This is a genomic window from Arthrobacter sp. PAMC25564 (genome assembly GCF_004798705.1).
Lineage (GTDB): Bacteria > Actinomycetota > Actinomycetes > Actinomycetales > Micrococcaceae > Arthrobacter.
Window position 1 is genome coordinate 3,884,954 of sequence record NZ_CP039290.1, and the last position, 15,178, is coordinate 3,900,131.

Annotated in this window: 10 protein-coding genes; 6 read left to right on the top strand and 4 right to left on the bottom strand. The window is 63.6% G+C overall.

The features are described from left to right. Window positions 1-41 precede the first annotated feature (41 nt). Window positions 42-1,352, top strand: a complete 1,311-nt coding sequence (locus tag E5206_RS17950; protein ID WP_136323675.1) for a GAF domain-containing protein — start codon at window positions 42-44, stop codon at window positions 1,350-1,352. Between the two features lie 156 nt (window positions 1,353-1,508). Continuing rightward, window positions 1,509-2,084 carry an HNH endonuclease signature motif containing protein gene (locus E5206_RS17955; RefSeq protein ID WP_136323676.1) on the top strand — a complete coding sequence of 192 codons (576 nt, stop codon included), beginning with the start codon at window positions 1,509-1,511 and terminating at the stop codon, window positions 2,082-2,084. Window positions 2,085-2,423: 339 nt separating this feature from the next. Here E5206_RS17955 and E5206_RS17960 read toward each other — a convergent pair whose 3' ends face one another. The 4 genes from E5206_RS17960 to E5206_RS17975 form a co-directional block, all read right to left on the bottom strand. Beyond that, on the bottom strand, window positions 2,424-5,543 hold the full coding sequence (locus tag E5206_RS17960; protein ID WP_346763477.1) for a DUF3427 domain-containing protein: 3,120 nt from the start codon (window positions 5,541-5,543) through the stop codon (window positions 2,424-2,426). Between the two features lie 296 nt (window positions 5,544-5,839). Next, complete coding sequence (locus tag E5206_RS17965; protein ID WP_136323677.1) at window positions 5,840-7,858, bottom strand: DEAD/DEAH box helicase; 2,019 nt, start codon at window positions 7,856-7,858, stop codon at window positions 5,840-5,842. Window positions 7,859-7,962: 104 nt separating this feature from the next. Further along, complete coding sequence (locus tag E5206_RS17970; protein WP_136323678.1) at window positions 7,963-8,730, bottom strand: DUF1837 domain-containing protein; 768 nt, start codon at window positions 8,728-8,730, stop codon at window positions 7,963-7,965. Between the two features lie 477 nt (window positions 8,731-9,207). After that, on the bottom strand, window positions 9,208-9,858 hold the full coding sequence (locus E5206_RS17975) for an NUDIX domain-containing protein (protein WP_136323679.1): 651 nt from the start codon (window positions 9,856-9,858) through the stop codon (window positions 9,208-9,210). A gap of 121 nt (window positions 9,859-9,979) precedes the next feature. Between E5206_RS17975 and E5206_RS17980 the strand changes: the two genes are divergently transcribed. The 4 genes from E5206_RS17980 to E5206_RS17995 all read left to right on the top strand — a co-directional run bounded on the left by E5206_RS17980 (window position 9,980) and on the right by E5206_RS17995 (window position 15,034). Beyond that, complete coding sequence (locus E5206_RS17980; RefSeq protein WP_136323680.1) at window positions 9,980-10,939, top strand: DUF6569 family protein; 960 nt, start codon at window positions 9,980-9,982, stop codon at window positions 10,937-10,939. Then, a complete protein-coding gene (locus E5206_RS17985) occupies window positions 10,936-12,396 on the top strand; it encodes an ADP-ribosylglycohydrolase family protein (protein WP_136323681.1) in 1,461 nt (486 codons plus the stop codon). Before E5206_RS17980 ends, E5206_RS17985 begins: the two co-directional genes overlap by 4 nt. Before the next feature lie 51 nt (window positions 12,397-12,447). Further along, complete coding sequence (locus E5206_RS17990) at window positions 12,448-14,127, top strand: NERD domain-containing protein (RefSeq protein ID WP_136323682.1); 1,680 nt, start codon at window positions 12,448-12,450, stop codon at window positions 14,125-14,127. A gap of 277 nt (window positions 14,128-14,404) precedes the next feature. Then, window positions 14,405-15,034, top strand: coding sequence for a DUF4143 domain-containing protein (locus tag E5206_RS17995; RefSeq protein ID WP_168709379.1), 630 nt, complete (start codon window positions 14,405-14,407; stop codon window positions 15,032-15,034). Window positions 15,035-15,178: the final 144 nt, after the last annotated feature.

Genomic DNA, 15,178 nt, shown 5'->3' on the forward strand with positions numbered 1-15,178 from the left:
CGAGCACTGCCGGTCGACGGCGACGGCGGTGGGAGGGAACCATGGACCATGGCCTGAAATTTTCGGACCCGGCGAAATATTCGCGGGTGCTGCGCCGCGCCCACGAACTTGTGATCTCCGGCGTTCCGCGGCCCGAGATCCCGGAGATGCTGGCTGACTCTTGGCGCCGATCGATGGCGTTGGGGATCAGCCCAGATCAGCACAGCCCCCGCCATCTGCATGAGGCGTCCGAGGTGCTGGAGCTGCGACGGGAACACCGGCTGCAGCAGGTGATGCCCGCGCTCAGCGAGTTGCTGGCCGATGATTCCGGCGACGGACGGCATCTGCTGGTGCTGGCCGACGCCAACGGGGAAATCCTGTGGCGGGTGGGCAGCCCGCAGGTGCTGCGGCAAGCGGACCAGCTTGAGTTCTCCGAAGGCGCGGACTGGTCGGAGGCCGGAATCGGCACCAACGCCATCAGCGAGGTTCTGGTCACCGGCCAGCCGGTGCAGCTGTTTTCCGCCGAGCATCTGGTCCGCACCCACCACGAGTGGGCCTGCACGGCGGCGCCCATCACCGATACGACCACCGGCCAACTGCTGGGCGTGCTGGATGTCTCGGGGCCGCTGGAGTCCCTCACGGCAGACACGCTTCGCATGGTACGGTGCGCGGTCAGCATGGCCGAGGTCCTGCTGACCAGGCCCAACGCGGGAGGTTTACTTCATGCAGGTTCTGCTGGCCGCCCGGCCCGGCGGCCCACCCAGCGGCAGGTACAACGCCCGGTTGAACGGCCGGCGACAGCAGTCGAGTCGCTGGAACTGCTCGGTGAGCAGCCGACGGCGGTATTTCGGGACGGAACCCGTATGCCTCTGACACTGCGGCGTGCGGAAATCCTGGCCCTGCTGGATTCGCGCGCCCGGGGCTGGACTGCGGACGAGCTGGCGTACGAGCTCCACGGTGATGCGGGCATCGCAGCCTCCATCCGTACCGAGATGTTCAGGGTCCGCTCCATGCTGGGCGATACTGTGGCGTCACATCCTTACCGGTTCAGTGCAGGCCTCGCCGACCATTCGGATGCCGGTCGCGTGCTGCGGCTGCTGCGTGAGGGCAGGGTGTCTGACGCGCTTGAGGCCTACCGGGCTCCCCTACTTAGCCGCTCCGGAACCCTGGCCGTGCAGCTCCTTCGGGACCGGCTGGACCTGGCGTTGGGAGCGGCCGTACGTTCCAGCCTCGACGCCGGGCTCATCATCCGATGGCTGTCCACGGATATGGGTTCCGCGGATATGTCGGCGATAGAGGCGCTGGGCAGTCTGATTGGACGAGGCGATCCCCGGTACTTGTCGTTTAGGGCAGGAGTGGCAGCTGCGGATTAGGGACTGCGCTCGTAGGTCAGGCGTCGACCGGCGGTCACGCTGGATGGTCAGAATATGGCCACGAGAACATCCCACCTGGTTCATCGCGACGGTACGATCTCCCTAGCAACAGGCCAGCAGCTTCGACGGAGCTGAAGATCGATGGGGGACGACTTAATGGTGGAACTGAAACGCATCTACTGGAGCCGCCGGTCTCTGCGTCTGGCATACTCGGCGGTAATTGTCTGGTTGAGCGCCTCCGTTGTCCTGGCGCTCATGCCGAACGCGAACGTCAGCGCCCGTCTAGGCACCTCGTCCGTCGCCGACATTTTTCGCGGCATCTTCGACGATGTACTGGCGGCGGTCGCGCTGCTTGGCCTGTTCATCGTTGGCTTGACAGTCGCGGCGGTCATCATCCGCGCCCGGGACGTCAGGCGCCGGGACCCGGTCCGACGGTTCACGCGGCAGCAGCGCCGTGAGGGCATGGCAAGGGCTGGTGGACAGTGTGAGATGGAGGCGGGTTTCCGACGCCGTTGTTCGCGGCCCGCTGAACACGGGGACCATTTCTATCCATGGTCCAAGGGCGGATCCACCAGCCTGCAGAATTTTGTCGCCGCCTGCGCCCGATGCAATCGAGCGAAAAGCGCCAGGATTCCCTCTCCGGGCCAGCAGGAAAGGCTGGAAAGACGACGCCGGGACTACGTTGTGTCCGACAGCGCCGTCAGCGTCGGCGAACGGCAGCGGCTCCGCTAGCCAGTCGACGTGTCCGGGGTTCCCCAGCCAACACCCCTGCCGGCGAGTCCAGGGCGCCTGTCATCATGCCCACCGTCCTGACAACCCCGGTATCTTCGCATCATCAACTTCAGGAGCGCTAAGCAGCCCGGATATCTACCCGGCATTCGGACAGAGGGCCTCGCTTGCGTCGCTGCCGTTTATGCTTGCCGCGCTGACCAGCTTCTTTTCTAAACAGGTAGCTGGACTATTGAGCCTCTGTCAATGACTATTTCTGTCATGTTGACACTGCCCCCTGCCGCTGGATAGTAATCGCATGCCTGGTGCCGTTATTCGGTCAATCACCCAAACATCCTGTCATTATTGCGCCACGGCAGCCGCTGTCGCGAAGACATCAGCAGGCATCGGCCGGTGCAGCTTCCAAGTAATTGCGATCGGCCTCTCCCCCGCATGCTGCACATAGTCCACCTGACCGAGGCACGTGTAGGGAACGGTCAGCCCGGTCTCATCCTCTGAAGTATCCCGTGTGAAGATCAGGATCTTCGAACCGTGGGCAGCCCGGCCCAGGTAGCGCTTGCCCGTCGGGCTTCCGGGTGAGGTCGCGTTCTGCGATTCCCAGTGAAACAGCTCCGGGCTGATGGCGTAGTCCTTGTACATGGTCGTGGCCGAGTGTTTCTTGTCGTCCTTGTTGAGCGTGACGAAGAAGGCATCGGTGGACGTCGCCGGGCACCACGCCACGCCCTCGCGGTGCTGCACGTTCTTGCCGAGCTCCAGCGACCCGTACTGCAAGGCAGCCAGGATCTCCTCTCGGCGGTAGGTGGCGTGCGAGAGCAGCGGGACGTGCTGCAGCCCCGCCCCCAAACCCTTGGCGGCATGCTTGGACGCGGCCACGCCGAGCTTCACGAGCTGGCGGATCTCGCTACAGACAAACTGGTAGCCGCGCAGATAGTCCAGTCCGGCGTCGTATGACTGGAAACCGCCGCCGTCGTCCCACAGCGTGTAGAACAGCATCCTGGCAAACGTCTGTTCCCGCATTCCAAGCTCCGCGTAGCGGGGCGCGTCGGCGCCGACCAGCATCGAGTAGGTTTCGGCGCGCTCCGGATCGTCCACGTGGATCAGCGCGGCCATCCGACCGAGGAGCTTCTTCTCGTCGGCGTCCGAGAGCTCCTGGATCTTCCCGCTGATGACTGCCTCCAGCGGCGAGAACCCGTCGATCAGGCCCGCCTGGCGGAGGTATCCGGTCCACGAATCCCTGGTCGACCGGTAAATCGACTTCACGTCGTTTCCGGACCGCTCCAGGTAGGCCTCTAGCTCCGTCTCCGCGTACGAGGCGATGTCCCGGACCAGCTGGGCCCGGTTGAACCGCAGCTGGGCCTTGATGTTGTCCAGCACCACCTTCTGCGCAACCCGGTCCAGCACGATCTGAGAGCCGGACGGCAGATACGGGAACTCATCCTCCACCGCCTTCTCCAGCTCCTTGCGCCCGTAGCCGGTCAGTGCCCGGTAGCGCAGGTCGAAGCGGAACTCGCGGCGCTGCTGGCCGATGAAGTCCATGACGGTCAGGACCGCTTTGCCCTCGGCGCGGCGCAGCCCGCGTCCCAGTTGTTGGAGGAAGATCGTGGCGCTCTGCGTGGGCCGGAGCAGCAGGATGGTGTCCACCTGCGGCAGGTCCAGGCCTTCGTTGAAGAGGTCGACGGCGAAGATGCAGTTGATCTCGCGTTCGGCGAGACGCTTCAGCGCGGCCGCGCGGTCGGCGTCGGCGGTGCTGCCATCGACCGCGATGGAGGCGATGCCGGCGCGGTTGAACACCTCGGCCATGTAGTGGGCGTGCTGGACCGAGACGCAGAAGCCGATGGCCCGCATCTGCTCGGTGCTGGTGACCTTGTCGCGGAGTTCGCGGATCACCTTGGCGGCGCGGGCGTCGTTGCCGGTGTAGAGGTTGTTCAGCTGCGCGGTGTCGTAGTTGCCGCGCTTCCATTCCAGCTGGCTCAGGTCGACGTCGTCCGAGACGCCGAAGTAGTGGAACGGCACCAGCAGATCGGCGTCCAGGGCGTCCCAGAGGCGAAGTTCGCTGGCGGTGCGGCCGTCGAAGAACTGCTTGGCGACGTCGACGCCGTCGCCGCGTTCCGGCGTCGCGGTCAGCCCAAGGAGCTGCTGCGGCTGCAGGTGGTCCAGCAGACGGCGGTAGGTGGGCGCCATGGCGTGGTGGAATTCATCGATGACGACTACGTCGAAGAAGTCCGGCTCCAGCTGTTCGATGCCGAGGGATGACAGCGACTGGACGGAGGCGAAGATGTGCTTCCACTGCCGGGGTTTGTGCTCCCCGACGTAGAGCTCGCCGAAGGCGCCGTCCTGCATGACGTCACGGTAGGTGCGCATGGCCTGTTTGAGGATTTCCTGACGGTGGGCGACGAAGAGCAGCTTCAGGTCTTTGCCCTCCGCTTCACAGAGCCGCTTGTAGTCCAGCGCGGCGATGACTGTCTTCCCGGTGCCGGTGGCTGCGACGACGAGGTTGTGGTTGAACCCCTTGAGTCGCTCGGCTTCCAGGTCTTCGAGCATCTCCTCCTGGTGCAGGAAGGGCTGGACTTCGAGACCGGTGGCGGCGTCCGGGGCTGCGGTGCGCCGGCCGCCGTTGCGTTCCAGTGCGGCGTCCAGCTTGTCGCCGTCCCGTTCCGGATCGTAGCTTTGGAAGGCGCGCTGCTCCCAGTAGCTGTCGAAGGTGACCTCGAACTTCTGCAATAGTGTGGGCGTTCCGACTGAGCTGAGCCGGACGTTCCATTCGAGACCGTCCAGGAGGGCGGCCTGGCTGAGGTTAGAGCTGCCGACGTAGGCGGTGTCGAAGCCCGAGTCCCGGCGGAACAGCCAGGCCTTGGCATGCAGCCGGGTGGCCTGGGTTTCGTAGCTGATCTTTACATCGGCGCCATAGCGCGTGACGAGCTCGTCGATGGCGCGGCGTTCCGTAGCGCCCATGTAGGTGGTGGTGATGACTCTTAGGCGGGCACCGCGTTCCTTGAGCTGCTCGAGCGCGGGCTGGAGGAGCCTGAGGCCCGTCCACCGGACGAAGGCGCAGAGCAGGTCCACCGTGTTGGCGGACTCGATCTCGGTTCTTAGCTCGGCGGCGAGGTTTGGATCGTCCTTGCTGTTGGTGAGCAGGGCGGAATCACTCAGCTTCGTGGTGGGGCGGCGTAGGCTGCGGCGTTTGAGGGTGTCCGGGCGGTGCAGGGACTGGAGTTGGGTGGGACCAGCGGCGATGCGGTCTGTGGTGTTCAGTTCCTGGAGGAGGCGGTTGGCCAGGCCGACTCTCTCTGCCGGTTTCGCCGCGGCGAGGGCCTGCCGGACGGCGTCGGCGACGTGGCGGGAGAGGATGCCCGGGGTATCTTCGTCTTCTACCGGCATGAAGCGGGAATCAAGTCCCGGCGTTGCCAGCAACTGCGCCGAGAGCGCGTCGGTGTTTAGTAGCTCGTATAATCCCTCCGGCAGCTGCTCCGCCACCGGTCCCCCGTCGATTTTATTCACTTCGCCAGGGTATTTCTAAGGGGACGCAAAGACCAACCCTGCGGGGACTCCAAGTCACGGCACCTAGGCTCTAACTGAAGGAGTCGACGGCGCAAATCAACAGCAACGTATTTGAACTCTTGTCGCTCCTTGAGCGCCCCATCTCTGAGAAACAGGCATTCCTACCTATGTAGGAAAAAGTATTGAACACACCGGAACCACAATTCCCGCTTCGACAGAGTAGGTCGTCCGTGGTGTTAGAGGTTATCCAGCGGCGCTGCTCACGCGGCCGGCGTCGCCATGCTGGCAAGAGCATCGTCGAGGAGACGTCGCTCGAACGCAGTCAGTTCAGGAAGATTGCGGCCGCTGAGGACTTTCAGCCCGAGCATCAACTGGTCGAGATTCTGAACGCTCGAAAGTCTTCGCTGGAGCTTCTTCAAGACTTGCGAGGGGATGCCATACTCCTCCGCGGTCAGAAATAGGGGCGTCTGGAATCCTGCTTCCACACGAGCGGCATACGGGGCGAAGTTTCCGGGGGTGATTCCCCGCTGCTCCAGAACTTCCTTGGCGATCCTGTCCACAGCTCTGATGAACACCGGAAGGTTGTGGTCAATCCAGAACCTCACGAAATCGAAGGCATCCTCAACAAGTTTGTCGTGGTCCTTGTCGGTTTCCGCACGGGAGGTGAAGTTAGCGATGACCTCACGGATGTCGCCATGGGCGGCCGCCATCTTTGAGCAAAGCATGGCGAGATGCTCGGGTGACCGCGCCCCGTGAGAGGAGACACCTCGCGGCGGCATTGTCTTCCAGAACAGGCTGAAGACAGCAAGTAACTGCGGATAGGACGGGGCGGCTGTTTCCCAGAGGATGTCCCTGAACGCGGAACGCTGCGCCGTTTTCAGTTGCTTGGCAAGTTGAATCTGTCCGTGGGGATTCACGCCCTGGTTCAGCCGCAACGTCTCCTGCGAGAGGTACGTCTGCTCCGTGACTTCCCTCAACCGTTCATTTGTCTCCTCAGTGCGGTCTTCCTCCTCGATGGACAACAGCAATGACTCGGAAGCGGCAGCGCTTTGACTCAGACCCGGCATGTCGATGTCAGGCAGTTCGAATGGCGGCGGCTCATTGAACAGGAAGACTTTGCCCACGAAGTGTTTGAGCATCCTGCCTCCACGCCCACGGATGTTGGCGAAGGTGAACCAGTCGTACTTCTTGGTGGAAACATTCTTGTCCAAGATGATGACGTTCTTGGCCCTGGTGTTCACCCCCTCGATGAGTGAAGAAGTGCAGACGAGCACCTTCAGTGCTCCCTCGTCAAAGCCCTTGACCATGAGCGGGCCGAGCCACCTTGGAAGTTTTCCGTGATGGATCCCCACACCGAGCCTCAATGACTCTGGCAGTGTCCATCTCTCGCTGAAATGCTCGCCAACCCAGGCAGCGGCATCGGGCATCCCCTCGGCGTATCCGCCCTCGGGAGCATCTTCACGCAACCAGCGGGCAACCTCGCCAGCTCGAGGCGGCGACTGGCAGTAGATGAGCGTCGGGCCATCGACTTCTTCCAGAATCTCTTTGAGCCGCGCCCGCCGTTCGCCATCATTCGTTGCCTCCACCCTGATGGTGTCCGCAGCGACAGTTGCGTAGTCAGTGATTATGAGAGAGGTCCTGAGGTTCGTCGGAAGGTGTTCGGACAGCTGCCCGATGTTAGGCGCGGCGAAATAAAATTGTGCATCTGTCTTCATCAACCGGTAGAGAGCCTGATTGAGCAGGGCCCCACGCTCTGAATCCTCGTTAAGTTTGTAGAACTCATCAAGGAAGAAGAATCCAACATCAGGCATCTCCTCCATGGCGAGGTAGCGTTCCTGCGTGAGAACAAACAGGTTCCGGGACGCATTTGACTGCCCTGGGTGGGTGATCACCTTGTAGTCAGGGAACTGGACGCTGAGGCGTCGGCGTATCTCATCAATGAGGGCAAGCGTTGGCACGATGATGACGATATTGTCATGCCGGCGGGTGGCAATGATGGCATCCATCACCAGTGTCTTCCCGAAACTCGTTGGAGCCGATAGGAGGACATTCTCCCCGCTCAAGAGTTTGCGGTAGACCTCAGCCTGCACACGGTGGAAGACGACTTTACCCATGTCGTCGGGCCGGTGCATCTCCAAAGCAATGAGGTCTGGCAGAGGCAAGTAATTGGTGTCCAGGTTTTCGATGTAAGGGAAAAGTCCCTGATCCCGGGCGAGGGAAAGCAGGAGGGGCATCTCGTTGGTGAAATCCCCGGACCTGTCGAGAGCACGGATTACCAAGTCCTGAATCTCGGTGGTTGTGCCGTGAAGTGTTTTGAGGGAGGCGATGCTGGCCAGGATTTCAAAGCCTTTGCCGTCGAAGGACGGAGCTGAGAGTGCCTGCTTTAGACCCTCGAAGGTTTGGTTGAGTCCTGGAATGACTTCAGCCTCCCGTCAAACGATTCCAACAGTTCTCTCTTCGTCGAGGTGGGAAGCAGGATGAGCTGTGCCCTGACCTCCCGAGGAAACTTCTGGTTGCCAAACCGTCGTCGAAAGTCTTCCCACTCTGTACGGATTTCGACGGCAATTTCCTCCAGATACTCAGCAGAGGAAACCGCATGTCGTCCGGTAGTTTCGCTGTTGTACGAGATGAAGACCGGGATGACCACTCTCGAAAAGACCTTGTCGAGCGATGTCTGTCGGGCGAAGAGTGCTTTGAGCGTGGGTGTATGCTCCCATGTGGCTGGCAATTTATCGGATATGGCGGCGAACTCATCATGAAGATAGTCCGTCTCCAGATGCTCTTTGAGTGATGAAAATACGGCACCCGCCGCACCGTGGGCATCTTTGTAGAGTTTCGATTCACCAATCCAGAGTTCGAGCTCGGAGGAGCCATCTTTTGCTTTTTTCGGAACAACATGCACACAGTCCCAGCCATGGACAGCATGGTTTGCGGCATCCTTGAAAAAAATCCGGGTAATCGCCTTTTCGCTGTTCTTGAACTTGCGAAGGATGATGTGCAGAAGGAGTTCCCCGATTTCGCCACGGTTCTCATACTCGGCAGAGGTGTAGATGCGTCGCATGGCTTTCGCCATGAGTTCCCCGGCGTTTGCCCATCCAAAGGACTGCAGATCTTCATATGACAGAACCCAATCGGGGGCCCAGTTGATCATGTCTAGGGATAAAGCGTCATAACGCCATCTCTTGTCGTCGTGCCCTGCACAGACTCCAAGTAATGCCACTAGGTCATCAGCCTCTTCAGCAACAACACTTAGCACCGTAGCCGGTAAACCGTCAGATTGCACCTGTCCCCATCCAGATTTCAATAGCCACGTGCACCGGCTAGCAGCGCTTCTATTGCGAGCTGTCAGCCGAGCAAGTCTCTCTGCTTAGGCAAAATATACCTCGAATAGGTCCACAAACTAACCCAAGTCTGATTGCAAACCAAAAGTGAACCGGTTGACGCCAAAAGCCAGTGCCAGCCCGTTAAAATTCTCCCTATGTGACGCCGACTCTTCCAATATCGACTTTTTCCCGGCCGCTAGCTGTACCATCCTCCCGGGTTAGCGCAGCTAGCGGGACCACACGACAAGGTGGTGGACATCCTACTGGTCGTGAGTGGACATGTGGTTCGCCGCCAACAAACGAGCTCACTTCATCTCCCTCCCCCGCACCCACAACCTTGACGGCCTCCCCCGCGTCCCGTCGGACATCAGCCCGGTCCCCTTCAGCTTCGGCTCCATGAAGCGCCGGAATGTGTCGCGCATCAGCGTCTGCCCGGCTACCGCCTCGTGCAGCCCCCGCAGGTCCTTCAAGGTGAACGGCTCCTCCAGCAGCTCCCCCGGATCGGGTTCCTCCGCGTAGGCAGCCCGCAGCCACTCGACAGCATTCGCCACAATCTCCGCGTGCCCATACGGCAGCCCGGCAATCAGCTCCGGTTCCCCGGTCACGGAAGCCAGCCGGACGCCGTCGGACTTCAACGCCTGCTCCAGATCCGCCAGCGGCACCATGTCCACGTGCGCCACGGACAGCACCCAGCCTCGGTCGTCGCGGCCCGGATCGTCGAAGACCCGCAGCTGGCGCGGCTCCCTGCCCGAGATGCCAACTTTCTCCCGCAGGCAGCGCAGCACCGCGTCCGCCAGGGTCTCGCGTTCACGCAGAAACGTGCCCGGCAGCGCCCACTTCCCGTGCTGATCCGGTTCCCCCCGTTTCACCAGCAGCACGCACACGCTGCCCTCCGACACGGTCAGCACCGCCGTATCCGCCGCCACCGAGGGACGCGGGTAGTCGAGCAGGGACATGCCTGGACCGTTCTTTGAATCCTTCACAGGATCATTTATCGCAGTCTTGCGCTAAAGATGCAAGCCGTGCATACTGGAGTCAATTAGCGCAGAAGTGCATTAAATCAACCGGAGATCCATCATGAAAGTTCCACAGCTCCACGTCGGCGCCGGCAGCAGGCTCGGCCCGCTGAGCATCTTCCCCGTCTGGACCTCCGGTTCCGGCAGCCTCGGCATCAGCACCGGCAAGCACGCCGACGTCGCCGTCACCGAGCTCGCCAGCGGCGCCCAAGTCGCCCGACTCACCGTCACCAACAACGGCCCGCACCCGGCCCTGCTGCTGGAAGGCGAGCTGCTCGAAGGCGGACAGCAGCACCGGACCTGCGCCCGCGACGTCGTCCTGGGCCCCGGCGAAACCCGCGACATCGACACCTTCTGCGTCGAGGCCGGCCGCTGGGAAGCCGGGGAAACCAGCCACCGCCGGCAGGCCCGGCGCGCCCCGCTGAACGTCCGGTCCGAACTCGCCAACGGCCTGAACGGCGAGCGCGGGGGCAACCGGCAGGGCCGCATCTGGGAGCGGGTCAGCCGCTTCGACGCAGCCCGCGGCGCCTCGGCGACCAGCTCCCTGCTGGACCACCTGGACCAGTTCAACAAGGGCAGCCGCAACCGCTTCGACGCGGCGGATGCCCCGGCCGCCTTGGAAGGCCAGCGCGGCGTCGTGATCGGCTTGGGCCAGCAGCCGCTGCTCCTGGAGGTCTTCGGCACCCACACGCTCTTCCGCCGCCACTACCGCCAGCTGATCGAGTCCGCGCTGCTGGACCTGGAACTCCTCCCGCCCCAGGCGCTGGGGTCCGGTCCTATGCCGGGCCAGCGGGCCCGCGACTTCGCCGCCCGTATCCAGGCGCTGGACTTCGGAACGTTCGACGGCGGTCCCGCGGCCGTTGAAGTCCGGAACCACGGCGCGCTGCGGAGCCGCAACGTCTCCAGGGCCGCCGGCACGGTGTCCGCCGCCGGCATCGCCGTCGAACTCCCCACCCGCCGTCCCCAGCTGGCCCACCTGACCGGCTGGAACACCCAACACCCCCTGATGGAGATGGCATGAAACTGACCCCCTTGCAGAATGACCGCGCAGCCGGCGTCCTCGTCGCCCTGGCCGCCGGCGACGCCCTCGGAGCCGGCTACGAGTTCGGCGCGCCGATGCCGGACGGCACCGAAGTGACCATGAAGGGCGGCGGACCGTTCGGGTTCGCACCGGCCGAATGGACCGACGACACCTCTATGGCCATCCCGATCGCCCAGGCCTTGCTGGAGGCGGCGTCCGACTCCGGATCCTCCTCCCCCGCGGCGCTCACCATGATCGTCCGGACCTGGACCGCCTGGGCCGCCGAGGCCAAGGACGTCGGGGCCCAGACCAGCGCCGTCATCGCCGCGGCACGACGGCTGGCATCGGCTGCCGGCCGGAGCAAGGTCCGCGCCGCCGACTTCAGCACCGCGGCCGCGGACTTCCACGCCCGCACCGGCCGCAGCGCCGGCAACGGCTCGCTAATGCGCACGGCCCCGCTGGCGCTGGCCTACCTGGACCGGGACCCGGCCTCCTTGATGGCCGAGGCGGGAGTGCTCAGCGCGCTGACCCACGCCGACCCCGACGCGCAGGAAGCCTGCGGCCTCTGGTGCGTGGCCATCCGGGCGGCCGTGCTGACCGGGCGGCTCGACGTCCGGGCCGGCCTGCCGCTGCTGTCCGCCGGGCGGTCTGCCGTGTGGCTGGAGCGGATCGAGGTTGCCGAGCGGTCCCGGCCGCGGGACTTCAGCAATAACGGCTGGGTGGTCGAGGCGTTCCAGGGCGCCTGGAGCGCGATCCACTTTGCGGGCTTGTCAGCCTCCGGCCCGGCGCACCTGCGGGCTGCACTCGAAGAGGCTGTCCGCGGCGGGCGGGACACGGACACCGTCGCGGCCATCGCGGGCGGGCTGCTCGGTGCCGCCCACGGCTACACGGCGGTGCCCTTCGAATGGAGGCGGCGCCTGCACGGCTGGCCCGGACTGCGTGCGCGCGACCTCATGATGCTCGGCATGGAGCTGGGCCGCGGCGAGCGCCAGGACTACAGCAGGTGGGACCGCACCGACGCGCTGGTCCAGCACCCGCACGACGACGGCGTCTGGCTGGGCGGCGTCGGGTCCCTGGCGCGGGTGGCCGAGCTGGAGATCGACGCCGTCGTCTCGCTGTGCCGGCTGGGGACCGCGGATGCGCCACCTGTGGCGCCGGAAGACCATGCCACGTTCTGGATCATCGACTCTGATTTTGACGGCGGCAATGCTGATGCGGCGTTCGTGCTGCAGGACGCGGCGGCCGCCGTCGAACGCTTCCGCGCGGAGGGCAAAACGGTACTACTGCACTGCGTCCGGGCAGAGTCCCGGACACCCACCGTGGCGGCCCTATACGGGGCGCGGATGGCTGGGATTACTCCGCTGCAGGCGCTGGCGGATCTGCGGCGGGTGTTGCCTGGGGCGAACCCGAATGCATTGTTCTTGGAGTTGCTAAGGAATGTTCAAACCGCACCATAGGCTAAGCGAAATTGATTCCGCTGATTCAGATCAGAATTGCAGGGGGCAGCAGTGAAATGCATTCCGGAAGAACCCGAATTCGGCGACACCCAGCTGGCGGAGAAAGTCGTTTGGGAGGCGCTGAAGAAGAGCCTCCCGGACGACGTCGTGCTTGCCCACTCCGTCCAGGTGCGGGACGGACGGGCAGAACACGAGATCGACATCCTGGTCCTGTGGCCCGGCGTCGGCTTGGCTGCCATCGAGGTGAAGGGCGGCCGGCTCTCGGTCGAAAACGGGCAGTGGTACCAGTCCGACAGATCCGGAGCGCACCGGATCCAGAGCCCGGTCGCGCAGTCCCAGGGCTCGCTGCATGCCTTCAAGAATTGGATCGGCAACCAGCTCGGCACACCCCTCACGAGCCGCTTCACCTATATGGTCAGCTTTCCCTACACGGACGTTCCCCGCGATTGGGAGATGGCGGGCTGCCCGCGGACGCTGGTCGTGGACCAGGCCGACGTCGTATCCCCCGCCGATCTGATCCGTACGGCGATTGAGCGCGAAGGCGGGGGTGCTTCCTCGCTGGCGCCTGCCTTCCTGGACAGAATTGTCCGCCGGCTGGCAGGGACCCTCGACACCGCTGCCGACAAGCCACAGGACCCCAAAGAGCTGGAAGACGCCCAGGACCATCTCACCCAGAGGCAGTCGGTACTGCTGCAGGCAACCCGGTCGCTCCCCCGGATCAAATTCACCGGCGGCGCCGGCAGCGGCAAGACGTGGCTGGCCGTCGAAAAAGCCCGTCTCCTCTGCAAACAGGGCAAGCGCGTGGGCCTCTTCAGCTACAACAAGGGGCTCAGCCAGTACCTGCAGGACCGGGTTTCGCCCTGGCGCCATGCCCAGCCGGTATTCACCGGAGAATTCCACGAATATGCCCGCCGGCTCGGGGTGCCCGATGGCTCCGGATCAGCCTATTTCGAGGAAGACATGCCGCGCCTCCTCAAGGAGCTCGCGTCCGGTCTGCCGCCCCACGAACGGCTGGACGCCGTCATTGTCGATGAGGCCCAGGATTTCGCCCCGCTGTGGTGGGAGGCGCTGCTTGCCGGCACCACGGACGACGCCGAGATCTACGCCTTCCTGGACGACCACCAGGATGTCTACCGGCGCTGGAGCAGCCCGTCACCGGACGGCCTGAGCCCGCTGGAAGACCTCGTTACGATCCACATCGACGACAACCTCCGCAACACGAGGAAAATCGCCGAGACGTTCAAATCCTTCGCTGGCGATCATTTCACACCCCGCGGGAGTACCGGCCTGCCGGTTCGGCGCGTCCAATGCGCCACCGAGGATGCCCTCGAGGTTGCGGGAGACTGCATCGATGCACTGATCGCTGAAGGATGGGCGAACAACCAGATCGCGATGCTCACCACCAAGGCACGCCACCCCGTCCATCAGGATTACTTTGACCGCGATGCCACGGCGGACTACTGGCGAGAGTTTCACGCCAACGACGCCGAGTTCTACGGCCATGTCCTGGGGTTCAAGGGCCTGGAGCGCTCCGTGGTGGTCCTGTGCGTCAACGGCTTCAAAGAACTGGGCCGGGCAGCGGAGCAACTCTATGTTGGCCTGTCCCGGGCCCGCAGCCTGCTTGTTGTGGTGGGCGACTCTGCCTTGTTGGAGGAGGCCGGCGGGCGGGAGCTCAAGGCAGCTCTCTCCCGGGCCGAGGCCTGGGCGCCTGCAACGCCCTTCGATCGCTGACGGTGGGGTGCGAGGTCTCCTTGACCACCCAATTGAGCGCCAAAAAACGCTCAAAACGGTGGACCAGTCGAAATGAATGGCAACATGTCCCCGAGGTCTGGGGCCGTGTCCGCCGCCTCGTCGACAGTGACTCGACCGGCGAACGGTTCATCTTGGCCGGCAGCGCCGCACCCGTTGGCACCCACCTCTACTCCGGAGCCGGCCGTATCATCAGATTCCGGATGCGACCTCTCTCCATCGCGGAACGCAACTTGGCAACGCCCACCGTCCGCGTTGGTTGCGGGGTTATGCCTCGGCCAATGCCTCCGCAACCACCTTCGCGAAGATCGGTTCCAGTCTCGACCCAGGTGAACCAACAGGACCGACGAAGAAGACGTCGATCGCCTACCGTGACGTCCTCAGCAGCCTCTACCTGCTCGACCAAGTCGACGCCTGGTCGCCCAGTCAGAAGCTCCTGTCACGAGCTTCCCTCGCGCCGAAGCACTTTCTCGCCGATCCGGCACTCTCCGCGCGCCTGCTCAACCTCAACGAGGTCAAACTGATGTCCGCCGCCCAACCCGCGACCAACAACGGGGACCGAACTCGCCGCGGCGATTTCTTCGAAGCACTCGTCGCCCTCAGCCTCCAGACTTATGCGGAGGCGAACGACGCGCAGGTGTCCCACTTCCGCGACCATGATGGGCGGCACGAGATTGACTTCATCATCTACCGAGGACACGCAGAAGCTGTCGGTATTGAAGCGAAGCTAAAATCCGCGATCACCGACCACGACGTTCGCCACTTGCTCTGGCTGAAGGAGTCGCTCCCCGACCAAATCGTCGACCTCGTCGTCATCAACACGGGCTCCCACGCCTATCGTCGACAGGATGGCGTAGCGGTCATCCCGCTCGCGTTGCTCACTGCCTGACGGACGCCCTGCGGGCGCCAGAACTGCTGCAGCGGCTTGCGGTGTGAATCGCAACGGTAAATGGCTTGGTTTTCGCAGTGCTTAATGGCCGATGAGCAGGGCTTGTCGCGCGGTATCGACGATCTCGGGCGTGAGCCCGGTGAG

Bases quoted from the DNA above. Each gene is read 5' to 3' on its own strand.
- E5206_RS17985 (WP_136323681.1), top strand. From the start codon at position 10,936: ATGAAACTGACCCCCTTGCAGAATGACCGCGCAGCCGGCGTCCTCGTC.
- E5206_RS17955 (WP_136323676.1), top strand. From the start codon at position 1,509: ATGGTGGAACTGAAACGCATCTACTGGAGCCGCCGGTCTCTGCGTCTG.
- E5206_RS17950 (WP_136323675.1), top strand. From the start codon at position 42: ATGGACCATGGCCTGAAATTTTCGGACCCGGCGAAATATTCGCGGGTG.
- E5206_RS17975 (WP_136323679.1), bottom strand. From the start codon at position 9,858: ATGTCCCTGCTCGACTACCCGCGTCCCTCGGTGGCGGCGGATACGGCG.
- E5206_RS17970 (WP_136323678.1), bottom strand. From the start codon at position 8,730: ATGATCAACTGGGCCCCCGATTGGGTTCTGTCATATGAAGATCTGCAG.
- E5206_RS17980 (WP_136323680.1), top strand. From the start codon at position 9,980: ATGAAAGTTCCACAGCTCCACGTCGGCGCCGGCAGCAGGCTCGGCCCG.